The organism is Bradyrhizobium sp. WSM471 (genome assembly GCF_000244915.1).
GTDB lineage: Bacteria > Pseudomonadota > Alphaproteobacteria > Rhizobiales > Xanthobacteraceae > Bradyrhizobium.
On record NZ_CM001442.1, the window covers coordinates 2186324 to 2208029 of the forward strand.

General features: G+C 56.1%; 21 protein-coding genes and 1 pseudogene. 9 read left to right on the plus strand and 13 right to left on the minus strand.

All coding sequences use genetic code 11. From position 1 onward, the window contains the following. Positions 1–112 precede the first annotated feature (112 nt). The 3 genes from BRA471DRAFT_RS38205 (at position 113) to BRA471DRAFT_RS40295 (ending at position 2517) form a co-directional block, all read left to right on the plus strand. The gene (locus tag BRA471DRAFT_RS38205) at positions 113–1753 is read left to right on the plus strand and encodes a hypothetical protein (RefSeq protein ID WP_007606634.1); all 1641 of its coding nucleotides are present in this window, start codon (positions 113–115) and stop codon (positions 1751–1753) included. 183 nt (positions 1754–1936) lie between these two features. Next, a complete protein-coding gene (locus tag BRA471DRAFT_RS35735; protein ID WP_007606635.1) occupies positions 1937–2224 on the plus strand; it encodes a DUF2158 domain-containing protein in 288 nt (95 codons plus the stop codon). Between the two features lie 110 nt (positions 2225–2334). Continuing rightward, positions 2335–2517 carry a DUF2158 domain-containing protein gene (locus BRA471DRAFT_RS40295; protein WP_035973773.1) on the plus strand — a complete coding sequence of 61 codons (183 nt, stop codon included), beginning with the start codon at positions 2335–2337 and terminating at the stop codon, positions 2515–2517. A 373-nt stretch (positions 2518–2890) separates the two neighbouring features. Here BRA471DRAFT_RS40295 and BRA471DRAFT_RS09590 read toward each other — a convergent pair whose 3' ends face one another. Further along, entirely contained in the window at positions 2891–4015 is a 1125-nt protein-coding gene (locus tag BRA471DRAFT_RS09590) for an ERF family protein (RefSeq protein ID WP_007606636.1), read from the minus strand. Next, entirely contained in the window at positions 3999–4829 is an 831-nt protein-coding gene (locus BRA471DRAFT_RS09595) for a YqaJ viral recombinase family protein (protein ID WP_007606638.1), read from the minus strand. The genes BRA471DRAFT_RS09590 and BRA471DRAFT_RS09595 overlap by 17 nt, the downstream gene beginning before the upstream one ends. Positions 4830–4870: 41 nt before the next feature. Between BRA471DRAFT_RS09595 and BRA471DRAFT_RS36655 the strand changes: the two genes are divergently transcribed. Continuing rightward, positions 4871–5122: a hypothetical protein gene (locus BRA471DRAFT_RS36655; RefSeq protein WP_007606640.1), complete on the plus strand. Its 252-nt coding sequence runs from the start codon at positions 4871–4873 to the stop codon at positions 5120–5122. A gap of 1164 nt (positions 5123–6286) precedes the next feature. Here the strand turns inward: BRA471DRAFT_RS36655 and BRA471DRAFT_RS38210 are convergent. The 4 genes from BRA471DRAFT_RS38210 to BRA471DRAFT_RS09615 form a co-directional block, all read right to left on the minus strand. After that, positions 6287–6610, minus strand: coding sequence for a hypothetical protein (locus BRA471DRAFT_RS38210; protein WP_157234045.1), 324 nt, complete (start codon positions 6608–6610; stop codon positions 6287–6289). A gap of 73 nt (positions 6611–6683) precedes the next feature. After that, on the minus strand, positions 6684–7910 hold the full coding sequence (locus BRA471DRAFT_RS35740) for an acyltransferase (protein WP_007606642.1): 1227 nt from the start codon (positions 7908–7910) through the stop codon (positions 6684–6686). 600 nt (positions 7911–8510) lie between these two features. Next, positions 8511–9302: a DUF968 domain-containing protein gene (locus BRA471DRAFT_RS36670; RefSeq protein ID WP_007606644.1), complete on the minus strand. Its 792-nt coding sequence runs from the start codon at positions 9300–9302 to the stop codon at positions 8511–8513. Positions 9303–9722: 420 nt separating this feature from the next. Then, positions 9723–10250, minus strand: coding sequence for a hypothetical protein (locus BRA471DRAFT_RS09615; RefSeq protein ID WP_035973778.1), 528 nt, complete (start codon positions 10248–10250; stop codon positions 9723–9725). A gap of 387 nt (positions 10251–10637) precedes the next feature. On the opposite strand from BRA471DRAFT_RS09615, the gene BRA471DRAFT_RS09620 reads away from it, so the two are divergent. Then, on the plus strand, positions 10638–11042 hold the full coding sequence (locus BRA471DRAFT_RS09620) for a hypothetical protein (protein ID WP_007606650.1): 405 nt from the start codon (positions 10638–10640) through the stop codon (positions 11040–11042). A 125-nt stretch (positions 11043–11167) separates the two neighbouring features. Here BRA471DRAFT_RS09620 and BRA471DRAFT_RS09625 read toward each other — a convergent pair whose 3' ends face one another. Next, complete coding sequence (locus BRA471DRAFT_RS09625; RefSeq protein WP_050992697.1) at positions 11168–11479, minus strand: hypothetical protein; 312 nt, start codon at positions 11477–11479, stop codon at positions 11168–11170. Between the two features lie 1130 nt (positions 11480–12609). Here BRA471DRAFT_RS09625 and BRA471DRAFT_RS09630 point away from each other — a divergent pair. After that, a complete protein-coding gene (locus BRA471DRAFT_RS09630) occupies positions 12610–13341 on the plus strand; it encodes a hypothetical protein (protein WP_007606652.1) in 732 nt (243 codons plus the stop codon). A gap of 406 nt (positions 13342–13747) precedes the next feature. Here BRA471DRAFT_RS09630 and BRA471DRAFT_RS35745 read toward each other — a convergent pair whose 3' ends face one another. Both BRA471DRAFT_RS35745 and BRA471DRAFT_RS38215 read right to left on the minus strand, forming a co-directional pair. Further along, positions 13748–15169: a Hint domain-containing protein gene (locus BRA471DRAFT_RS35745; RefSeq protein ID WP_007606656.1), complete on the minus strand. Its 1422-nt coding sequence runs from the start codon at positions 15167–15169 to the stop codon at positions 13748–13750. A gap of 89 nt (positions 15170–15258) precedes the next feature. Next, positions 15259–15732, minus strand: coding sequence for a hypothetical protein (locus BRA471DRAFT_RS38215; protein WP_157234046.1), 474 nt, complete (start codon positions 15730–15732; stop codon positions 15259–15261). Positions 15733–15943: 211 nt separating this feature from the next. Here BRA471DRAFT_RS38215 and BRA471DRAFT_RS09645 point away from each other — a divergent pair, with 211 nt between their 5' ends. Both BRA471DRAFT_RS09645 and BRA471DRAFT_RS36680 read left to right on the plus strand, forming a co-directional pair. Further along, a complete protein-coding gene (locus BRA471DRAFT_RS09645; RefSeq protein WP_007606664.1) occupies positions 15944–16162 on the plus strand; it encodes a hypothetical protein in 219 nt (72 codons plus the stop codon). Positions 16163–17104: 942 nt separating this feature from the next. Continuing rightward, positions 17105–17302 (plus strand): annotated as a pseudogene (locus BRA471DRAFT_RS36680) (transposase domain-containing protein); the annotation flags it as partial. Positions 17303–17318: 16 nt separating this feature from the next. Here BRA471DRAFT_RS36680 and BRA471DRAFT_RS09650 read toward each other — a convergent pair. Next, positions 17319–17693: a Hint domain-containing protein gene (locus tag BRA471DRAFT_RS09650; protein WP_050992595.1), complete on the minus strand. Its 375-nt coding sequence runs from the start codon at positions 17691–17693 to the stop codon at positions 17319–17321. A gap of 43 nt (positions 17694–17736) precedes the next feature. On the opposite strand from BRA471DRAFT_RS09650, the gene BRA471DRAFT_RS09655 reads away from it, so the two are divergent. Continuing rightward, positions 17737–18774: a glycosyltransferase family 2 protein gene (locus BRA471DRAFT_RS09655; RefSeq protein WP_007606667.1), complete on the plus strand. Its 1038-nt coding sequence runs from the start codon at positions 17737–17739 to the stop codon at positions 18772–18774. A 37-nt stretch (positions 18775–18811) separates the two neighbouring features. Here BRA471DRAFT_RS09655 and BRA471DRAFT_RS09660 read toward each other — a convergent pair whose 3' ends face one another. The 3 genes from BRA471DRAFT_RS09660 to BRA471DRAFT_RS09665 all read right to left on the minus strand — a co-directional run bounded on the left by BRA471DRAFT_RS09660 (position 18812) and on the right by BRA471DRAFT_RS09665 (position 20323). Continuing rightward, on the minus strand, positions 18812–19120 hold the full coding sequence (locus tag BRA471DRAFT_RS09660) for a hypothetical protein (protein ID WP_231171074.1): 309 nt from the start codon (positions 19118–19120) through the stop codon (positions 18812–18814). A gap of 565 nt (positions 19121–19685) precedes the next feature. Beyond that, positions 19686–19937, minus strand: coding sequence for an H-NS histone family protein (locus BRA471DRAFT_RS36685; protein ID WP_083843193.1), 252 nt, complete (start codon positions 19935–19937; stop codon positions 19686–19688). Positions 19938–20011: 74 nt separating this feature from the next. Further along, complete coding sequence (locus tag BRA471DRAFT_RS09665; protein ID WP_157234047.1) at positions 20012–20323, minus strand: hypothetical protein; 312 nt, start codon at positions 20321–20323, stop codon at positions 20012–20014. Between the last annotated feature and the right edge of the window lie 1383 nt (positions 20324–21706).

Below are 21706 nucleotides of genomic sequence, written 5' to 3' on the forward strand. Positions count from 1 at the left end.
ATTGGGGCGCCTGCGAAGCAAAAGCAATTGAAAACGACGTGAGGCCGGTTATTATACTTTTTTGGGGGAGAGTGCGTCGTTCAATGATTTGCCGACGGCACCGAAGCAGTCGATGAGAGCTATTGAATCCATTGTCTCGGCGTACTTGAGGCTACGCGATATTAAGGCTTTGTCTTCGCTGAAGGAGAAGCGTTTACAGATCCTTGCTTCGGCTGATGGAGGCGATCCATTTTTTGCTGGTCTTCGCGGACAATGTCTCGAAGAACTCTCGGTAATTGAACATGGTATTTCAAAATATGAGGCACAGGGGTCTTCTCTTCCAAAGAACAAAGCGGCTGATCAAGCTGCTGCGGCAGTAGAAGCGTTCGAGGGAGGCGCTGCGGCAGGGTATAAGGTCTTTGGGCCGATCGATGTTGATCCATCGGAGTGCGACGATGATGCCAAAATGGGCCGTGAGGAAAGCGACCTTTCTCTCCTTCCTAGCGTTATGCGCCCTCTTCCGCCAGATATTTATATTAACTTTACGACCGGGCAAGGTTGGAAGAAGGCAGGCCCGGTGGTTGTCGATGCATCTTCTATGATTGAATTCGGTCAAAATACCGAAGGGAGATTGATCAATTCACGAGACGTTTGGTCAGAGGGTGAGTTTTGCTCGGCGATCTCTTCTGATCAGGGAATTTCAATTTGGGCAGCGGGGACGAACGTGGTGAGCAATAACTCCTTGCAAGGAGCTGTTGAAGGCTGCCCAGGAGTGCTTCCGAAAAATTGGGCGATACAGTCCGCACCACTTGGGTTGGTGCGTACAATCACGCTTGGAACAACTGATGGTATCGAGTGGATCGAGATAAATTGGCGGGGGACTACGACAAGCGCTGGATCGTTTCAAGTCGTTCCAGAGACAGTTGATCGCAAGTCAATCGCAGCTACTGATGGAGAAGTTTGGACGAATTCAATGTACTTCCAGGTCACTCAAGACGATCCCAGCATAACGGGACTCAATCTGGACATTTGGCAATATGACGACAGCGTTCGATCGGCTTTTGTTGGTATCAACGGAACGTCAGTCTATTCGGAAAGGCTTGTTTGGAGTCGCAAGGTTTGTGTCACGACGCTTAAAGCGGGAGCGGCAACCGCCTGGATACAACCGATGATTCGATCGACAAATCCTTTACCGATGGGTACTGCCCTTGACTTCTCTATGCGTCTTGGCTGGCCACAACTTGAGAGGAGAGATTTTCCAACCCCGGCAATAAGGACGGATGGACGAAGTGCAAGTCGTGTGCCCGCCATCTGCGAGCTCATACTATCCGGGCTGGATTCGTTCGGTCGTTGTTTCTCTGTCTACGCGCAAGGCAGACCGAGAACACCGTCGACGAATGGGGAGGTTCAGCCGCTATTATACCTGTTGGTCGGTGGGGGCGGTGCGTTGGATCTGCGAAGAGATGCTCTCGTTGGGACGCCGTCTTTGGAGGTCATCTCGGAAGTGAGTAGAACCATCAGTCCGCCAGGTTCCTCTGCATGGGCTCCAGACTCTAAGGGAAAATTAGCCGCTGCATTTTCGCCAAGAAGCCAAGCCATCTCGTTCGATGGTGCTCTCGGGCATGCTGAATCCTTGGAAATGCCAGATGGTCCTTTTCGAGTGTTGATCGGGTCTGACGGAACCGGTTGCTGGTGGAACGGGGACATTCAAGAAATTGCAATCTGGCTCGAGGAGTGTGTGCCGGACAACATCCTGCAAAGTCTAACGATTTAAAGTGAGGAAAAAAAGTGCTGATGGGTGGCAGTGTCCGGTGTATTCGCTCGCACAGCAGAAAAGGACAAATCCCTATCGGCGAAAATTTGCTCGTTGCAATTTGTTGTGTTGCTTCTCGATGAATGTCCAAGGCTATGATCTGAACTCTTAGAAAGATTTAGAGCATCGATTAGGGTATCTAAAATGAAACAAAAAATCCAAGATGGCGACACGGTCAGGCTCAAGTGGGGTGGACCGCTGATGACTGTCTCACATGTTAGCGGTGATTATGCTGCGTGCGTGTGGTTTGAAGTCAACAACCAGGCACAGGAAAAGGGCTTTCGTCGGATTGAGATTCTCCGAGAGCAGCCTGGCTCCGGCAATCGACTGGACCGCGGCCCGCCGCATCTTAGTTCAACGGACCTTGATGGCGGGCGTTTCGGCGAGCATACGGGCAAGAATGCGACCATGTTCGGCGCGTCGTCACTCTGATCAGATCGATCTCAACTTGCTTCGCGTCAACTCCACCTTTAAGGGGTGTGCGCCGGTGATTAATGTCTCAAATGTCAGTAGAGACAAATGTCTACGAAAGGATAAGGTAAATGGCTGAACCTACGATCGAGCTCGGGTCCGTCGTTCGCTTGAAGTCGGGTGGTCCCCTCATGACGGTCGACTCGATGGCTGGCGATCACGTCCGCTGCGTTTGGCACGATGAAGCTAAACAGCTGCAAATGCAGCCCATCCTGCGCAGTTCGCTCGTTGTTGAGCAACCACCAAGACGCTGAAGAACGTCGCTTACCTCGTCATTGAGGATCACCGTCGATGCTCAGCAAGTCGTAGGGCAAGACTGACATTGGCGTTCGCATCTTTCGCAAATGCGGAGCCTCTCGGCGACTGCCACCCGGCGCGCAATTTCAAGCAGCACGTGATAGGACGGGCGCTCGCCGAAGTAGGCCACCGGGGCGTCCACTTGCCCACTCCAGCGCGAATGCGCGTGTTAGGAGGCCTGAGCCGGTGAAAGCCAAACCAGATCGGTATCGCCGCTGTTCATGGCCGCCGTGCCCATGTAGATGGCGCGAACGATGACGGGATGCACTAAGCGCCACAGCGATGAAGTCGCTGTCAATCGAACGTTTGTCCTCCTGACCGAAATGCCCCTTACCCGAGCAATCTCTGCACAGGGCTAGATTCCCATAACTTCCGTGCGACAGGAAGGGGTGATATCTGCACGTTAGTCCACCAAGTTTTTTCATTGCCATGTCGGTGCAGCTCGCGATGATGAGATCGGCAAAGCGGTACCGTGAACTCGTCATCGACCTTCCGTCCAAGGGTTTTTGGTTGAGCAAATTTGAGGTGATGCGGATCCGATGGCGACTGCTTGCAGACCAGACAGGGCTGCTCCCGAACAAACATGAGGTGCGCTTTGCTACGCTTTCGCGGGAGTTCTTTCGGGAAGGCGAGGGCCGGTGGGGAGGGCGTTACCTCCCCTTCAGCTACTTCGCTGCTTAGGCCATTTCTCGTGATGGGCCGCAGAGTAGGAAGTCGATCAGCTGGTGGCGAATCTTGATCGCCGCTTGCTTCGGGGGAGGCCACTTCCTCAAGCCGAGACTGATAGGCGGCCTCGACCGCGGCGGCGTCCGGTGCCTGAAGTGTATTTTTTATTGGTAGGTTAAGCTTAGCCCAAGCAAGCAAATTTTCGCTCTGCGCCTGGTTGTGAAGTTCACTCAGCAAGCGGTCGCGCACCTCGGCGGATTGGCGCGAATCCAGCGTCGGCATGCGGTTCAACTTAGTATTTGTGGGTTTACCTTTTGGTCCATGAGGAGCTTGTGGTAGAGGGACCGTCGGAGCAGGAACGACCAGGTCTGGCGCGTCCAGATCGTCTTCTCCTGCAATGCCGACCAATGTAAAAAGGGCGTAGCGCCGGGCATATGTGAGCGCCGCGCCCATTCGATGCGGCGCTTCGGTCTCCTTGCCAGCGCAGACTGGCCAGTCCGACGAAATCCATTCGCCGGAGGAATGTGCGAGCATGGTCGTCAGGCGGATCTGCCCAGTGTCAGCTTCGATGCGCGTGGTCTGGATCGTCGCAATCTCCTGCTGGCTGAGGGTCTTGCGGACGATATCCAATCCGCTCGCGAGCGAGGCGTAGCGGAACGTCCGGTCCGATTCCCGTGGGAAGGGAGACTGAATCACGGCCGTGAGGCTCTTTTCCGGATTGGTAAGCTGGGCCTGGGCGCGAGCCAAGGCTGCCGCAATGGTGCCGATGCGCTCACTGGACTGGTGCATGGACGACCTCCGTCTGCATGGCGTCAAAGCTGATGGCGCCGGACTTCGACCGTTTGGCCCTAACGCCGTGCCCGATCGCCTCCTTGGCGTCCTCCGGGACGAGCTTCTTGAGCTCTCCCTTCGCGAGTTCATGCTCGCCATGGGCATTTCGGGTTCGCAGGTAGGTTGCGGCAAGATCCGCCCAGGAGTTGGAGCCGCACATGTCGACGACATTCACTGCCTCCAGCCGTGGCCGGGGTGCCTCGATCCCGAACAGGACGGGGGGCTCGCCGGTCTGGACGCAGCGCCAGAACCGCTTTTCCGCGGTCAGCAGGAGGTGTTGGTAGAGCGGATCGGCACTGACTGTGATTTCAACCCACTTGCCTCCCCCGTTGATAATCGAGAGCACGGCCGATCGCGCCGCAACGACCCACATGTTGTGCTGCAGCTGCGCCATATGCTTTTCGGCTGCTGCCTCCTCGGAAAAATTCCACGGCAGCATGAACTTGGCTTCAAATACCGCACCGGTTTGCTCGACGCGCCCGTCTAAGGTGGCTCCCATCCACTTGTGAATTGAATGCCGCACGTGGCGCTGGACGGCCCCTACGGTGTGTCCGGAATTGCGCTCGTACCAGGCGCGATTGAGGTCTTCGGTGATGGTCCCCAATTGGACGATCAGCTCTTGGCTGAGGTCTTGTGGCTCGATCTCGCCACGCTTTTCGCGCCAGAGCCTGACGAGCTTGTCCTCATCCTCGCCCATGATGATCCGAGCGTCCGAGCCGCCTATGAATGTGCGACGATGCGATGAATCGTTTATTTGTAGGCGCAGTCTCATGGTCTCCTCCAAAATCAATCAAGTGATATAAAAGATATCATATGAGTTCAAAGATTACAAGCGCTCAGTTGCGTGCTGCGCGAGCACTTCTGCGCTGGAGCGCCGTGGATTTGGCGGGGGCCGCGAAAGTTGGCGTCGCAACGATAAGACGTGCGGAAGGACACGATGGTGAGATTCAAACAACAGCAGCGAACGAAGCTGCTTTAAGGCGGGCTCTCGAGCTTGCAGGTGTGGAATTTATTGAAGAAGCCGGGAACGGAATCGGCGTTAGTCTAAGAAAGCAAGTGCGCTGATGTGCTGACGCAGGCTCAACAGCCTTGTTTGGGTGTTATGGTTTAGTCGGCTGCTTCATCTAGCGACGGTCGGCCGAATCCGATATCTCATCGTACGATTTCACCTATGCGCCGGAAGATCCGGCCCATCCGGATCCGAAGATCCTCACTACGGCATCACCGTCACACTCAGGGGCGGCGGTGAAGCGGACGCAGAAACGGGCGCTTCGCGGTCTGGCCAAAGCGCAGACGTGATCCGTGACTAGGTCGGTACCAGCTTCTCGTCGTGGCGCAGGAGATCAATTGGCGCCTGCCACCGGCGGGCATCGCAGCTTATCCGCGCTTTCAAATCTTCTAAATTAAACTAAGTCTCCCACTTTTTTAATCCAGCCGATTCGCAGCGTTCGCACCGCTGGACCCAACACTTTCCAACAGCACCTGGGCCCGAATTGCGCGCGCGAACGAAGGAAACTCTTTGTTTCAAGGCACGAAGCGTTTTCCGCAGTCGCACCACCGATGCAGCAGCGCGGCCCGCTGCGGGCAAATTGCTTCCCACGCTGGAGAGGACGCGCAACGGCTCCATTATGAGGATTTAATTCGTTTTAAATCTAAGCTCGAGGCTAGATGTCAGAGGCCCAATTTTCGCCAAAGTCGAAGCCATTTTTAGCTTCGGGGCAGGACTAACCCGTAGGAGTCCTGCATATGTTAAGAAGAGTTTTCGTCGCGTTTGTGTTGGTCATTGTAGGGGCCACCGCTTCAGAAGCGCGCCGTTTACATTTTAATAAAGCGCCTGAGTGCAACGTCACGATGCCCTGCGACTTTTCGTTCTCGCAACCAAATTTATTCAGCGATTCACGACGATCGCAGGCGCTTCGGGTGGCGCGCGCTCAGATGTCGTATGCTGAAGTCACGGTAGACAGAGGACAAGTCGTTGGAAGCCGGCCGGCAGGCTGCCCTCGCGCTTTCTGCGGATGCGGTGCATCCATCAAGGTGTTTGGTCGCATCGTACCGGACTTAAATCTCGCGTCCAATTGGCTACGATTTCCTCGCGTAACGCCGGCTCCGGGAATGGTTGCCGCGCGGCATGGTCACGTGTTTGTCCTAGAGCAGCATGTTAGCGGCGACGTATGGATGGCATACGATGCCAACTCGGGAGGAGGCGCCACGAGAATCCACGCGCGTTCTCTACGAGGTTATACGGTCGTCAATCCTCGCGCCTGAGGTGATCGCACGCCGGTGGGGCGTTTGACAACGGCCCTCCGGCCGAGCGGCGACAGCAGCTATCAGCAGCCTAACCTTCTGCCTCCTTCGCATGACTACCCGCGGATGGATGTCCGGGGTAGGCCAGACCGCGATGGGCGAGAGCGGGATCTCCTTCTTGCCGGTAGTTGACTTGCGAGGCGCATTCTCTTCAATATCGGGCATGGCGAAGAACGGGCGCAGCGCATGGATCAGCCGCGACGGGTCGGGACTGCCTAACAAGGCATCGGCTTCAACATGCTTCGGCATCGATAACCTCGCCATCTGCTGAAGCCGATCCCAGCATATTCCTCGTCCTACAGCGCGCGAATGCACACGGGAATTACGCATTTGCAATTATCGTTGATCCACGAGCCGTCAACGGAAGCATACGAGCGAGCCTCATGCTAGGGCGCTCGATCGCAAACCACATGGCGAAGGCGACCATAATGGAGAGTATGAGTGCGGCTCCATAGGAAGCAATTTCTTTACCTAAGCCGTTGCCTGGAAACCTCGGCGCAATCCGGAACGTGGCTCCCACTACGCGATCATGGATCAAGTAAAGTGAATAAGAAATCATTCCGAGAAATTGCAGGGCTCCCCAGTTGCCGTATGTTTCCAGTTTTCCGCAATGTCCTAACAAAAGAATGAAGCAGGCTGTCCCGACGCATGCTGACATAAATAGGTCGTGCCCAGTAAAAGCGAGCACAGCAAGACAGCCCGCATAGGCGAGAAACCAGCCGAATCGCGATCTGTCCTTCCAGCTTACATAAGTGACAACTCCCAATAGGAAACCGTACCACTGCGTGGTGAACAGCCCATTCCAGATCGCGAACTGGCTGAGCGGGATGCTCAGGACAAAGGCGGCAATCAGCGTGTTCCTCGATTTGCAAAGCAAGAGCAGCGCGAAAACGACATAAAACTGCATCTCAAGGCAGAGCGTCCAGAACACGGTGGCGATGGCCGGCATATCCAAGAGATCTTGGGCGTATAGAAGATGGGCACCGATCTGCATCGCGGTAAACGGTGGTTCGCCCTTTATCAGAACCGCGACACATCCAACCGCGATAGCAAACCAATAAGAGGGATCGAGACGCAGGGACCGCCTCAACATGAAGCGGGCAGCCATCCCCCGCGTCAAATCGACAGAAAGCAGCGAGTGCGAGATCACAAAGCCACTTAAGACAAAGAAGACTGAGACGCCAAGATTGCCGTGGTTAAGGGGCCACTGGACTAAATTGGGCAGCCTGTCATGCAGCAGCGGCGTATGACCTCCTGCAAAGGCATGAAAGAACAAAACGCTCAATGCTGCTATACCTCGGAGCGCATCAATAAGAGCAAATCTCATAACCGCCTCGGCCCCCTCGAGCCCCGCGGCCGGTGTTGCCGGAGACCAATTGATGGTTGGTGCCAGTGGATTGACCTTGACTACCTCGGTCTTGGTTGTCGCCGCGCTGAGATTTCCTTCGTCGCTCTCAGTCACCGCGCGGTGACGTCTGGGAATGGCTTCTGCGCCGCGCACGGCGAACAGGCTTCGAAACGCACTACGAGAAACCGACGGCTTGCCCATCGCAATGTCTCCTAAAATCGATTTTAAATAATTGGAGTATTCTGCGGATATCAGGAGGCAAACGCTAGTTAGAACTTCAGGAATGGTCTTGGCTCCGGAAATGCGTCAGCGAAGCTCACGCATTCTTGGTGGGAGTAGCGGATTGCGGCGACCTCCAACGGCCGCTAGGGCGTCCATTCATCCGCCGAGCATTACCGCGTGTGTATCGATCTCGCGGCATAGATACCGCTGGAAAGGCGATTCTTCTCTAAGCAAGCTTGACTTGCCTTGTCGGCGGTCGCGCCGGAAGGCGATACGGCTCCAATGCCGGTCTGTCGATTTGTACTGGACAGGGCAGTGGATCCCGATCACGCGTTGAAGTGGCTGAGATCAAGTACCTGGGTTCGCCGGAGGAGCCCGCCTGGACGTTGCCCTGCCCACTCCAAAGCGAACGCTCGTGTCAGCAGAGCTGGGCCGGTTGAAAGCCAGATCAATTCTGTATCGCCGCGGTTCATGGCCGCCGCTCCCCTCTCGAGGGCGCGAACGATGACAGGATGCACTGATCGTGACAGCGATGAAGTCGCTGTCTGTGGTACCGTTTCCTCCTGACCGAAATGCTCCTTACCCGAGCAATCTCTGCACAGGACTAGATCCCCATAACTTCCTCGCGACAGGAAGCGGGGATATCTGCACGTTGGTCCACCAAGTCCTCTCGTTACCATGTCGGTGCAGCTCGCGGTGGTGGGACCGGCAGAGCGGTACGGTAAATTCGTCACTTACCTTTCGCCCAAGCGCTCGAGGTTGGGCGAACCTCAGGTGGTGGGGGTCCGATGGCGACTGCTTACAGATCAAGCAGGGTTGCTCTCGAACAAACAAGAGGTGTGCTTTGCTGCGCTTGCGCGGGGGCTCTTTCGGGAAGGCGAGGGTGGGAGCGGGGTGCCGGGTCTCCACTTCAACTACTTCGCTGTCTACGTCCGCTCTTGCGATGGGCTCCAGCGGACGAAGTTGATCTGCTGCTGACGAGTCCTGATTGCTGGCGTTTGCTTCGGGAGAGGCCGACGCCTCAAGCCGCGACCGATAGGCGGTCTCGACGGCAGTTGCGTCCGCTGCCTGAAGAGTGTTTTTGGTCGGTAAGTTGACCTTTGCCCAAGCAAGCAGGTCCTCGCTCAGCGCTAGGGGTTGAAGTTCGCCTAGCAAGCGCTCCCGCACTTCGGCTGATTGGCACGAATCCAGTGTCGGCGCGCGGTTCAGAACACTTTTTAAGGGTTTACCTTTTGGTCCTTGAGCGGCTTGTGGCAGAGGTGCCGTTGGAGAAGGGACAACCAGGTCTGGCGCGTCCAGATCGTCCTCGCCGGCAATGCGGACCAGGGTAAAAAGGGCATACCGACGAGCATATGTGAGCGCCGCGCCCATTCGATGGGGCGCGTCGGTCTCCTTGCTCGCGCGGACAGTCCAACGATATCCACTCGCCGGAGGAATGCGCGAGCATGGTCGTCAGGTGGATCTGGCCGGTATCAGCTTCGATGCGCGTGGTTTGGATTGTTGCGATCTCCTGCTGGCTGAGGGTCTTGCGGACGATATCCAGCCCGCTCGCGAGCGAGGCGTAGCGGAACGTTCGATCCGATTCCCGAGGGAAGGGGGACTGAATGACGGCGGTGAGCCTTTCGTCCGACCGCTACTTTAAGCGAGGCTTCGCTTCCTGGCTTTTCTTCCCCGCATCTCCGATCGATTGAAGATGCGCTACTCAATCTGATTGAGTTGAACCAGACCTTCGGTCTAGCAGGTTTGGAACGTGAGCAGGAAGTTCGCCAGAGATCAGAAGCCCTGCTCGATTCATCGTCTATGCATCTTGGTCGCAAGAAACTTGAACAGCGAAGGCTTCGTGTCGGCGGGCAATGGCGGAGGCATGTAGTTGTCGCCGACCACGTCGACCAAACTCCGCATGCCATCGGACCAACCGAGTAGCTCAATCGTTGAGCGGCAATCGAGGCGTTTATCCTGAGCCCATCCCTCCATGAGGTCAGCTAATCCGGATAGTTCTTCGCCCGAAAGCGTAGCCAAATGAGAGACGGATGGCGTCGCGTAATAGTGTCGTATGGCTTCGGCCTCAGACGTGCTGATTGTCCGCTTGATTTCGGCTCGACCGACGACCGAACTCAGAATGTCACCAGAGAGTCGCCACTGCCTTCTTCTTCTAACCACCCGATGAAATTCGCTGCCGCGTGCGAGGAAGTGATCCATCTGATCGAGGAAGCCTTGCTTGCACTCGCGATGCGCGAAAGGGAATGCCGCGACCAAGCACGCGTATTGCCTCGCGCAGTCGAGTATTGTCTCATCAGTATCGAGAGCTGAACCTGGCATCGTTATGCTCGAATCGAAAACAGCTCTTGTGGAATTGTGGCTAGTGAGCTGGCATAAGAGATGGTCGGTCCCCTCTTATTTTCTAGGGACGGCCTTGCCTAAATTGCAGTGGGACGGCCCCCGCTCTGGGGGAAGGCGAGGGCCGCATTGTTGCTCCGACCAGGGGGCGGCTCGGAACGGCTTGGCGATGCTGGATGGGCCCTGTTGTTCCTTAAAACCGAAAGTTTTCCTCAGTTCAGGGGCGCGTCATTGAGGTCTCTCCCTCCGTGCTGCCTCGCTAGTCCGCCAGATCTTGCAGATGCACATTCCTATGCTGGCAGCAAAAGGGGACTGGCAACAAACCTTCGATCCAAGCGTTAGGTTCGCTCGTTCCTAATCGAGGTCAGAATGGAAGACTCCCAAGCTCCGGCCCGCGTGCGTCAATCGGCACTTCCGTGGGTGATCGTTGCTCTCGTGGTGTTCGCGGGCGTCGCAAGCGTTATTTGGATGAACAACAGGATTGAGGCGCTCGAAGCCGCGAATGCGCCCCATCAGGTGCTGAACGGTGACGAGACGCAGCACACCCTAGCGGCCCTCCAACAAAGTTTGAACGACATTAAGAACGGTCAAACGACGTTGGCCGACCAAGTGAGCCAGCTTCAACGCCGGATTGCCGCAGAACAAGGAGAACGCAAACTTCTCTCCGATCAGCTCGGTTCGATCAGCGGTCGGGTAGATGCTCTCTCTTCGTCGAATGCCGAGGCAAATACCAGTCCACAGCAACCTCAAAGGAACAGACGAAGCAAACATTAGGCGAGTAAATGCTATCGACCGGCCGGTTGACGAAACAGACATCAAAGTGGGTCAGCCTTTGCACGGTAGCGGTCGGGCAAGTCTTCGCCACCGACAGGCCTGGCTGCTTTCCATAGCATCGGTGGTCATGGCGAAAGTCCGACGCACCCTCTTAGGGCCATCCATACGCGGGTCCGTACAGAAATAAAGGCCCCCCAGAGTTTCGCGAACCACGGCATCATCAAAAGCTTCGGCTTGACGATTTGGAAAAGCCGCTCGACCAGCAGAAGGCTGAGCGCATAGCAGACGACGATCATCGCCGTGCCGGCGATCCAGTGGCCCTTTCCCGCCACGGCCACCGCGACAAGCTTCAGAGGTTCGACCGTCGCCGTCGGAAGCGCCAGCAGAAACAGCGAGGGATAAGGTCCGAGTCGCTCGATCGACCGTCTCAAGCTCATGGAAGGCTCCTGAGCGAGAACCGCCGTGACCCGCCTATTGTTCCCTGCTACGGAACATCTGGCGATTATTCTGGTGAAGCACTTGCGCCAGACTGCATTGCCTGTGTCGTCGGCCACCACCAAGGGCGACTGCGCGGTCAGGGCTACGCCCAAGCAGGTGGATCGCTCTGATAGTTGAGAAGATCCAGCAGAATATAGCGAGCGGGACAATCAACATATCAATCGCATTGACCCAGCCGTAGCTCTGATGGCGAAATATCAGATCGGCTATGAGAGCAGATGCTGGCATCGACAGTAGGAGCCCGGACAGCAGGCTGTATCTACCGCGCGGGTTAGACGTCGAATTTCGGGCAGATTGATTCCGAAGAATCACATTTAATTCTTGTGATTGGTTGTCGTTCGACATTCTATCGGGCGCAGATGCGACCGAATGAGGAGCTTTCCTCCACGGAACAGCCCAATCTTGGTAATCTGCTGATCGATGCTGGACGTAAACTTGTTGCGGCGCTAAAGGACCGGAGTATTGGCCGTCGGCTTGGTGACATTAACGAGACTAATCGATGCGCGTGCCATGATGGACTCCTATTGTGATCAATGGAGCGGCCGTCCTCTAAACTTGCACTCTGGGCAACGGTGATACCGGAGCGAATACCCGAAGCCCGGCTATCAGCTTGAAATATCCGAACTTTCTCGTGGTGAAAGATCGCGCGATGGAAGCACGGTAATGTCAGCTCAGGTGACTAATCGGACTTTCCCGCTCTCGGTGGTCGCCGTTGAACTACCCGCAGCGGACGACCGCTCTTCAGCAAAATGCTGCCAGGCTGATCTCCGAATTGCGAGAGCATCGGTCATCGGCCCGAATACAAAGAGCTTTACCTGCTTTCATGCTCTCCTTAAGGTAGCAGCGGGTCTTGGGAGCAAAACCGGTGCGGGGTAAACCTGTTTTCGTTCTAGGTAGCTGCCTTTTTGGGTTTGGCTGCGTAGCGACGCCGGCGATGGCGCCTGACCTTACGCTGCCGATCAAGGCAATCACTCTGCATGCAACGTGTGAGCTAAGAGACGCTCTGCATTCCTTCGAACGTGTCCCCCCTGGCACACGACTTCCGCCCGATTTTCCGCAGCATTGGAGCATGTCGATCCAGCTGACTCCCAAAGTCGATACGGATTTAAACGCTCGCATCGGTCTCACCGGCACCACCAAATTTCCTGGCACGGCGGTCAATCACTTCAACACGTTTGCTGTTGGCGCAAGTCCCGGCGCAGGCATCGATATCAAGACCTGGAAGAACGGCGCTGTTACGTACTACGTGGCTGGCAGAGATCTTCTGAACGAGAAGATCCACTACGATTGTGATAATGCCAGGACCACTCCGCATGCGCTTGCCCAAGATTTTGGAATTCAGGAGTGGCTGCAGCGTCTCATTGATTCTACAAACCAGCCGGAGTTGGCCGGAGCGGTTAGTTTCGATAAACCAACCTTTGCAGCACAGATCGTCGTCCGCCTGGATGGCTCGGGCAATTTCACGTACAACTTCCCGCTAGGCACAAACTTTGTAAACGCCGGTGGTTGGTACGAAGTCGATGAAACGCTGTCTATAACCTTCACGCAGGACCCGAAGCCAGCTCCGAACATCGTCCAGTTCCCAGCGTTCACAAAGCAGAAGGTCTCGGAAGCATCTCCCGAAAAGAACTTCATTAGATTCCGAGAAGACGGGCAGCCCCGCATAAGGCCACCAGCTCGCGTGCGACGTACTCCGTCCGGGGCGCCTGCAGCGCCGCAAGGGGTATCGCCGGAGGCTAAGGAAAGACTGGATCGGCAGCAAAATGAGCAGACGATACGAAATCTTCAATTCAATCGTTAGGTCCCGCTATGAAGTTCATTTTGCTTCTCGCATTCTTCGTGTCACCCGATGGAAAGACGTTCTTGTTGCAAAGCACGTCGAGCATGGAGTTTGACAACAAGTTGGCGTGTGAAAGTGCCGGTGTGGGCATTTGGGACACTTTCAAAGCCAGCAATGTTAATGCTGTGAAAATAGTAGCTTGGTGCATGCCGTCAGACGCTAAGCAACCATTGGACATTCACAGGCTCGAAAACGTCGGGAAGTAAGTCGCCGACAGCGCTAATAGCCGCTTCGGACCATTACTTCCGTTGACGCGGTGCCGCTGAATGTCCGTTATATAGGGCAGACGGGATTGTTTCAGTCGGTCGCCCGATCGACGCTATGATGCAACTTCTACATCAACCTGCCCAGCCGTCCCAGGGCAGCGTTAAGCCGCAGAAGCATCCCCTTCCGAAAAGTCAGCAGTGCGCTCAGTCAACTGATCTCGGATTGAACGCGGCACCTGGCGGTGAGCTTTCGCCCTCGGATATTTCATTTCGAGAATTGGTTCAGCACGTTGGTGCAGATTTTTATGTTCGATCAAGTTATCGAAACTGAGACGTCCCACATTATCGATGAACGTCTCAGCCGGCGTATTCTCAGCATAGATCAAAGAATGATCGTCAAGCTCAATATGATAGTAGGTGAACGTGTGCGGCACGTCCGTTTCGCGCAAAACGGATGTTTCATTCACAAGAGCGCCCGCCTGTAACAGCACATCATTGATAAAAATGGCATGATCGGGCGAAAGTAAAAGGTCACGGGAAGGGACATTGTCGGAAATCGCGCCGGCCTTGATCCGAACAGGAAATGCTCGCAGTGGTTCGGCGAACAGCTTGGATACTGTGCGTCGGCCAAGCCATCTGACGGTGCATTCGCGCCCATCGACCGTGACTACCACATCGCCGACCTTAAGGTTTTGGATCGGCACCTCACCCTCGGAAGTCAAAATCAGCGTGCCGTGCCAGAAACAAGGAATTTCAGACTCCAGCGTTGCAACGGACTGGTGAGTAATGCCGTTGCCGTCGGTGTAGGTCTCTAAGATTTCTCCTCGACCACTAACCGAAGTGGGAAGTGTGTACTGACCGGGACCGCTACCGGATGCCGGATCGTTGTACGGCGTGTAGACACCATCACTATATATAAACCCTTGGCTGGGTCCTTGATTGCCCGCCACCCCTACAATCAAGCCAGAATCGCTGATGCCCTTGGGCTGAAAGACATCGAATCCCGGAGGATTGGGAAGTGTGGTGAAGACACCCCCATTGTAGATGAACGCGTGAGCAACGCCGTTGTCGTCTGTGTAGATTCCCGTGATATCGCCGGAGTCGTTGACAGCGGTAGGTAGCGTGTATTGCCCGGGTTCAGATCCCGCCGAAGGATCATTGAACGCAGTGTATACGCCGTTGCTATAGATGAAACCTTGGCTGGGTGCTTGATTTCCTGCAACGCCGACAATGACGCCTGCGTTGTTGATGCCATTCGGTTGGAAGGCGCTGTAACCGGAAGGATTGGGCAGTGTTTCGAACGTGCTTCCGCTGTAGAGAAATGCGTGACCAATACCGTCGCCGCCGAAATAGATCCCCGTGATATCGCCGAGATCATTGATTGCTGTCGGGTCTGTATACTGATTAGCCCCAGTTCCTGCCGATGGATCATTGAACAGCGTGTAGATGCCATCGCGATACACAAACCCCTGACTGGGACCTTGATTGCCGGCCACGCCAACGATCACGCCTGAATCGTTAATGCCGTTCGGTTGAAAGACGTTGTAACCCGGCGGACCAGGAAACTCAGTGTATTGTGTCATCTAAGCGTGCCCCTCTTGCTGGACAGTTGCTACCAAGCGATTGCCCCGTGTGCGCCACCCGCGCGCGGTGTGGGATAGCATGTCTTGCATCAAGGGCAAGTAGGACCCGACAAAGCGTAATAGTTCCGAGTCAGCGATAATCGTTCCCCGACCTGAGGAAATTCGATCGTCACCGAGCCATTTCCATCGCAGCTCAGACTAATCCGACGCTCACCCAAAGTTTCGATGTTGGTTTCCCTACCGCAGTCCTGCAAGACGGTTCCAGTAGCGGCATTGCCGCCCTCGATCTTCTTACGAACGAACGCTGCGAATAACTTTCCGCATCTGAACCAAACTTCGAGCGATGAGCCGTCTGCTCGCGTACAAATGCGCCTGTCCAGATTTTCGACAGGAGCCAGAGGTTGGAGTGTTTCGATATTGCTGGCACAAGCGCCGGCCATGATAGGAACAGCATCCATTACCGACATGCGTGCCTTAAGACCAAACACCTCCCAATCGCCGGCGGATGCTTCTTGAACAGTCAGAAGGATAAGTGGGAGAGCAAGAAACTTGATTGGTGACACTGCAAAGTTCCCGTGAAGTCAAGATAACATCGTTACGCCGAGCGTTAAGGCGCGTTGGTGTCTAACACATACCTTCGACTGGCACCGCTCTGCGATGTCGTAAGCGAGGACATACTCGATGCCGTGCTTTCAACTCGCGTGACGCCCCATAGGGAACTGCCAGGTTTTCCCGGCGTTGTAGAGAGCGGGTTGGAGCGAGCAGAGCAATTTTATGCAGAACTTTGCCAATGCGGCCTTTTCGCCCGATGTGATTGAGGTGATGACCTCCGCTCTGAAGGCGGCAGTAGCGACCTTGCCGGAGCCTGTGCAATCGCTTCATGTCAATCTTCTTGCAGAATCTATCCTGCGTACCGCAGGTGGAGGTGAACGCGAAGCCGCCGCCTTGCAAAGGATAGCGCTCATAGAGCTGCAACTGGCTTGCAGAGAGTAAGCGCGGCAAAGGAATCTGGCAGGACCTCTACGTCAGAAAAAGCAAGGGGTAGCTGACATCTCGTCTGATCCGATGTCGTTCAAGATGCGCAGGACGTTATCAAATCGGCTCCTAGAATGACGAGAAGTCGCAGGCAGGATCGGCGCCGCGGCCATCATCTGCCGAGTCTTCCCCGTCCGGCACGAATCAGATTCTCTGCGCTTTAGGGAGTGGGGGGAGACGATGAAGCTTATTTTCAGCGATGGTGGCGGGGCCGCTCCATCACGGGGCTGCGAGCTTGTTTGCGGCCAATGAGATACTTGGGTGACCATGTCAGGATGGGAAGACGAACTCGAACGCTGGCTGATGCCGTTCTTGGACCAGCTGGGTCACAAGCGCATCAAAAAAGTTAGTGTCGAGATTGCACTATCGATCAAAGGCAAGGGCTTTTATCTGAGGCGACTGACTGCGAAGCAACACGGCAACACACACGTTGCCGCAGTCCCTGGCCCTTAGCCGAGCACCAGCGCGAAAGAGTGGGCCCGGAAAAAGACTGCCGACCAAGCGCGGCCGAGACCGTAACATGAGATCCACGAAGAGGAGTCTTAGCTGAGTTTGATTCTTCAGAACGCATGGAGCGAGCCAAAGGTGCGACCGGGAACCATCGATGGGACATTGGGGACAAAGACGCAGGAACGACAACAGCGGTGCTTCAGTTCGACGACTCATATAACTTCCAGGCAAGTCCCGCTCCGGGCGGGTCGACGACGCCCCGCCGGGCGGCACTTTTCACACGCCCCAGACCGCCCGGCGCGGCTCCTCAACGGCAGCCGGGCGCCCGGGTGGGCGCTAAACGCCCGCCGGTTTAGGTTTTCGGAACCTGCCGAACACGAGTGGCTGTAGCGCTGCTCCCTATCCATCCGCGGGCGCTGACGCCCGCCGGCTACCTAGATCTGGTTCCGTGGCGCTGAACACCGGGCCACCATCGCCTCTCTGGGCGAAACCTGTAAGCTGGATGAGGTCGATCCGCCTGCCTACCTGACCGCCCCCCGCACCAGGATCGTCAACGGCCATCCAAATAGCGACATCGATCAGCTGCTTGCGTGGTCCTATTGCCGTCCGGACTTCAAAGCGGGTGGCCTGAGGACAGCGCTTACATGAATTGGATTGCGGGATATCACTGAGAGCAGCAGCTTACGCGGCCATTCACAAGTGCGCCTGCTTGGATAAGAACATCGTCAACAAGTAACGCGTGATCTGGTGAGACGAGCAGGTCACGCCACGGCATATTTGGACCGAGAGCGCCGGCCTTGACGCGGATCGGAAGAGCGCGTTCCTTGTCGCCGAATACTGTGGACACAGTCTGCCGTCCAATCCAGCTGATAGGCATGATCTGCCCGTCGCTGCAGAGCACCATGTCGCCGCGTTTCAGACTCTCGACGGCGACTTCGCCAGACCGTGGCCATTTTGTCTGGCCGATGACGGTGGGCGGTGTGGTGGGGCTGAAGCTAGACGCAAAGACGCTCTTTTTGCACCCCTTGGATTCGGCCATACTGCATCAGTTAATTCTGGTTTAAATTTTTGAGTGGGAGTAAATGGCCCTGGATCGATGCCGCATCGGGATCATCATCGTCGGCTTCCGCAATCCTGAAGACGTACGGGCTTGCCTCGCCGCACTATCGCGTTCAGCGGTTGAACCGCGCTTTGACGTTTTCATTTGCGAGAACGGCGGAGACGGGGCATTTGCTCTGCTGTGCGAAACACTAATCGGGCCGGCAGGGCCATGCGCTAGAGGCTCGGATGCCCCCCCCGAGGCGCCGGCGGCCGTTTCTTCGGGACAGATCGAAATCGCCCGGTTTGCACTAAAGGGACGCAACACACGAGTGTGGGTTGGCTGCGCAACGCAAAATTTGGGTTACGCCGGAGGCACTAACGTCTGGATTCATCGCGTGTTGCCAAACCCGGAATGGGACGGGGTATGGGTGCTCAACCCGGACTCAGAGCCCGAACCGAACGCTTTGAAGGCTCTGGTTGAGCGCTCTTCGGCTGGCAACAAGGGGATGGTGGGCAGCACGATCGTGCCTGATGTTCACTGCGCGACTGTGTATTGCCGCGCCGGTCATCGATGGCGGAGGCTTCGCGCTGATCTTGCGTTGATTGGCCATGGCGAGCCCGTCTACGCCCCTGTGGACCTCAAGTCGATAGAGGCTGATCTCGATTGCATCTCCGGTGGATCGATGTACGTCACGAGGCGTTGCCTTGAGGACATCGGCCCCATGGATGAACGGTTCTTCCTCTTCTACGAGGACGCCGATTGGTCAGAGCGAGCAAAGAAGCACGGCCTTGGTTATGCACCTGATTCGATCGTACCGCACAAAGGGGGGACGACCATCGGATCAGCCCGCCGTCGAGCAGAAAGATCCTACCTTTCAGTTTACCTCGAAAGCCGCAATAATCTAACGTTCGTTCGGATGCACTGGCCCCGATACGTGTTGCTGGCGGGTCTGTTTGGATGCATCCAAGCGATGATGTATTTGTTCGCACGCTCGCCCAGAAACTTCCAGGCGGCCGCGAAAGGCCTATTAGCGGGTATACGAGGAGAAACAGGCCAACCACGATTTCACGACCGCTGAGGGCGGTGGTCGCTCACAGAGATAGTGGATCGGGCTTTTATTTGTGCGCGTCCATCACGCGCGTCATCGCAGGGTGCGTCCGAGTCTTTACCTTGATCCAGTCCTTCGAACGTCCGGCACCATAGCGCCGGTCGCGTCGTTTTGAGATTAGGCCCTCCGGGCCCATGCGGCAGGCAGCGCCGAACAGCTCCGGCCCGAGCTCCGCGCCCTCGAACGGCGCGACGAACATGCCGTCCGGCCGGCCGCGCAGCAGACGCGCCAGATTGGTCTTGCGCAGGCTCAGCGGCACCGGCCGCAACTCCTTGCCGCAGAGCGCGAGGATGTCTTCCGAGACATCCTCGACCAACGCCCGGCGGTGAAGGCGATGACCCTGACCGGGTTGCTGTACTCGCCTGACATCAGGTCAGTGGTGACGGTGTCGAGGTCGGTTGCTCGCGGCGATCGTTAAGCCGAAGGCCGAAAAAGCCCGACGAGGTTTAGCCCGGTAACCGGCCAGCCGGCGGCATCGGCTGGAACGCGCAGCCTACGCCGCATGCTTACGACGCGAACAAAGGCAATCAGGCCTGCCAACTCGCGGCTGGACACGTCAAGGCTCCGGCAAGCTTTTGGTGTGTCGATACCAGGTTGGAGTCAGGCTATGCACCGTGAACTCGATCGTTTGATTCGGCTAGGATAGTTCAGGTGCTTGTCAAGATCCGGGCGCTTCTGCCGTCGATCGTCATCGGTCGTAGCGAGCATATGGTTGGCAAAGCTAACTCCTGCTGATCCGGCAAAAGGGGGGTACGAGCAGCAAGCGGTCGTGAAGCTCTCCGAACCTGCTGGTGCTCAAGTCAAGTCGCGATCATGAGCCGCCTCAAACAGCAGCTTCGAAGAAGGCAGCATCGAAGACCGACGCCCGACAGGATCGTGGGCTATGTGAGTTTTATATCTTCGAGTGTTGTTCCCGCCGCAAGTAAGTCGTGTACCCATCGCGGTTGACTCCCGCGTCCACACCACGTCTGTGACGGATTGTTGGGGTTTCGGTATTTTGGACGGACAGGTGGATATGCCTTCCGCGGCTTGGTCAGGTGAGATTTTAGATTGGTTCGTTGTTGGATCGTCTCGCTAATTTCGTGATGATGAAGCAAAAGGTCGTCCAACGACATGGATTGATAGTCCCTCATCGCTACCTCCCCGGTGCAGAAAAGATCTTGTAATGAAAATGCTTATGAGATGATCCCTTGATGCGCGTACGCGATCAACGCGTGGCCCGGCAAATCGGAGACAAGGTTGAAAGAATCGGCGGTGTAGTCGCCAGGTGGACGACTGCTCCGTTTTCGATTGTTAACGTGCCGCCAGTCGTCGCATTTTGGACGTAACTGATAGAGGCTGAATTGGCGTCGAAGTTGTTCAACTCGATAACATCCAGATCGTTGAACCCTGAAATCGTACCGTTGAAATGAAAGGCATCTCCGAGTGACAGGGTGCCACCACTGGTTAACCCAAAAACCACGTTGGCGCTTGAGGCGGCCTCGAAGTTAACGCCGTACCCACGCTGGTTGTTGGCCACGAGCACAATACAGACGAGGGTCCCCGCCGGATGGTGGGGGCATCGCCGAAAGCGTCACTACCCGGAGATCGACTTGGGAGCCTGAACCGGCTAGAACGATTCGCGGGGGCCTCCTTTGGCAAGGAGCGGCTTCATGATGACTTTTCCTCGTACTGCGTGTTTTGCATTCACTGTCGGACGGCGTAATTGCGGTTGCATTTGCTGCCATCCCGAAAACCGCGACCTCTTGCGGGACAGCGCCAAGTCAATCAAGCCCGTCGCCTTGCGTGCGCTGCAAGTTCTTAAGCCGGTCGCGGATATCTAAGCTTTGCGCCTGTGAGCAGACGGATCCTGTGCGGAAAGCGATCTTGGCGGGTGCCACAGCGCTCGCCGCTTGTGCGGGTGATGACGACGTCACAGGCGCGACAAATGCGTGCGCAGCCAAGTTGTATTCAACGTTTGATCAGAAGAAATTCGATCAATGCGTCAACGCGTGCATTAAGTGCGAGAACGGTGTCATGACGCCGTCTTCGACATCATGCAGGCTCAAAGGCGCCCGTTAGAGCGGCGCGCGTATGGTACAGGATTGTTTGTCCAGCAGCGTTTACAACCGTTGTTGATTTGCAGAATTTGCGACATTCCTTTTAAGTCGCCAAAAGCGTAGCCTCAGCGGCGAGACCATCGCGATACCAGGGATGAGTATGAAGCTGCGAGGTGAGGGCGGCAAGTTCGGTAGCGCCCGTGTAGTGTGCGCGATGTTCGGAATATGATCGTGCCTAGTCACCCCGCCTTCTAGAGGCAAAGAGTACCGCTTAAAGCGGCGTGCACTGTTCGCAAAGCTGCTGAAGCGGGCGTGAGGCACAGATGGCCACAAATTTACAAATCGAAGCCCATCGTAGAAATGCCAAACGGAGCACAGGTCCCAATCGGTGTCCGGTAAGGCCCGCTCCAGGCCAACGCGCTGCGCCATGGACTGTCACGACGGGAGACGAGCAAAGGTTCGTCAATTGAGCGCATCTGCTTGTCGATCATCGCAGCTCTTGGTATCAAGGCGACCGCGGATATTGCCTCGCCAAGATCCATCACATTCGCTTTGACATGCTGACTGCGCTATTGACCTTGCTCGAACAGGTCGATGCAAAGAGCTTGCGCTGCCTCGAGCGCTACGAGCGGGCGGTGCTTGCAAAGCAGAAAAGAGGCTTCGCGGTTTGGCCAAAGCGCAGACGTGATCCGTGAATGGGTCGGTTCCAGCTTCTCGTCGCGGCGCATGACGTCAATTGGCTCCTGCAAGCGGCGGGCACTGCAGCTTATCCGCGTCTTCAAATCTTCTAAATTTAAACCACGTCTCCCAGTTTTTAAACCAGCCGATTGGGCAGCGTTCGCTCCGCCTGGACCCAGCACCAT

Bases quoted from the DNA above. Each gene is read 5' to 3' on its own strand.
- BRA471DRAFT_RS38205 (WP_007606634.1), top strand. From the start codon at position 113: ATGAGAGCTATTGAATCCATTGTCTCGGCGTACTTGAGGCTACGCGAT.
- BRA471DRAFT_RS35735 (WP_007606635.1), top strand. From the start codon at position 1,937: ATGAAACAAAAAATCCAAGATGGCGACACGGTCAGGCTCAAGTGGGGT.
- BRA471DRAFT_RS40295 (WP_035973773.1), top strand. From the start codon at position 2,335: ATGGCTGAACCTACGATCGAGCTCGGGTCCGTCGTTCGCTTGAAGTCG.
- BRA471DRAFT_RS09590 (WP_007606636.1), bottom strand. From the start codon at position 4,015: ATGCACCAGTCCAGTGAGCGCATCGGCACCATTGCGGCAGCCTTGGCT.
- BRA471DRAFT_RS09595 (WP_007606638.1), bottom strand. From the start codon at position 4,829: ATGAGACTGCGCCTACAAATAAACGATTCATCGCATCGTCGCACATTC.
- BRA471DRAFT_RS36655 (WP_007606640.1), top strand. From the start codon at position 4,871: ATGAGTTCAAAGATTACAAGCGCTCAGTTGCGTGCTGCGCGAGCACTT.
- BRA471DRAFT_RS38210 (WP_157234045.1), bottom strand. From the start codon at position 6,610: ATGCCGAAGCATGTTGAAGCCGATGCCTTGTTAGGCAGTCCCGACCCG.
- BRA471DRAFT_RS35740 (WP_007606642.1), bottom strand. From the start codon at position 7,910: ATGGGCAAGCCGTCGGTTTCTCGTAGTGCGTTTCGAAGCCTGTTCGCC.
- BRA471DRAFT_RS36670 (WP_007606644.1), bottom strand. From the start codon at position 9,302: ATGGGCGCGGCGCTCACATATGCTCGTCGGTATGCCCTTTTTACCCTG.
- BRA471DRAFT_RS09615 (WP_035973778.1), bottom strand. From the start codon at position 10,250: ATGCCAGGTTCAGCTCTCGATACTGATGAGACAATACTCGACTGCGCG.
- BRA471DRAFT_RS09620 (WP_007606650.1), top strand. From the start codon at position 10,638: ATGGAAGACTCCCAAGCTCCGGCCCGCGTGCGTCAATCGGCACTTCCG.
- BRA471DRAFT_RS09625 (WP_050992697.1), bottom strand. From the start codon at position 11,479: ATGAGCTTGAGACGGTCGATCGAGCGACTCGGACCTTATCCCTCGCTG.
- BRA471DRAFT_RS09630 (WP_007606652.1), top strand. From the start codon at position 12,610: ATGTCGATCCAGCTGACTCCCAAAGTCGATACGGATTTAAACGCTCGC.
- BRA471DRAFT_RS35745 (WP_007606656.1), bottom strand. From the start codon at position 15,169: ATGACACAATACACTGAGTTTCCTGGTCCGCCGGGTTACAACGTCTTT.
- BRA471DRAFT_RS09645 (WP_007606664.1), top strand. From the start codon at position 15,944: ATGCAGAACTTTGCCAATGCGGCCTTTTCGCCCGATGTGATTGAGGTG.
- BRA471DRAFT_RS09650 (WP_050992595.1), bottom strand. From the start codon at position 17,693: ATGGCCGAATCCAAGGGGTGCAAAAAGAGCGTCTTTGCGTCTAGCTTC.
- BRA471DRAFT_RS09655 (WP_007606667.1), top strand. From the start codon at position 17,737: ATGGCCCTGGATCGATGCCGCATCGGGATCATCATCGTCGGCTTCCGC.
- BRA471DRAFT_RS36685 (WP_083843193.1), bottom strand. From the start codon at position 19,937: ATGAGGGACTATCAATCCATGTCGTTGGACGACCTTTTGCTTCATCAT.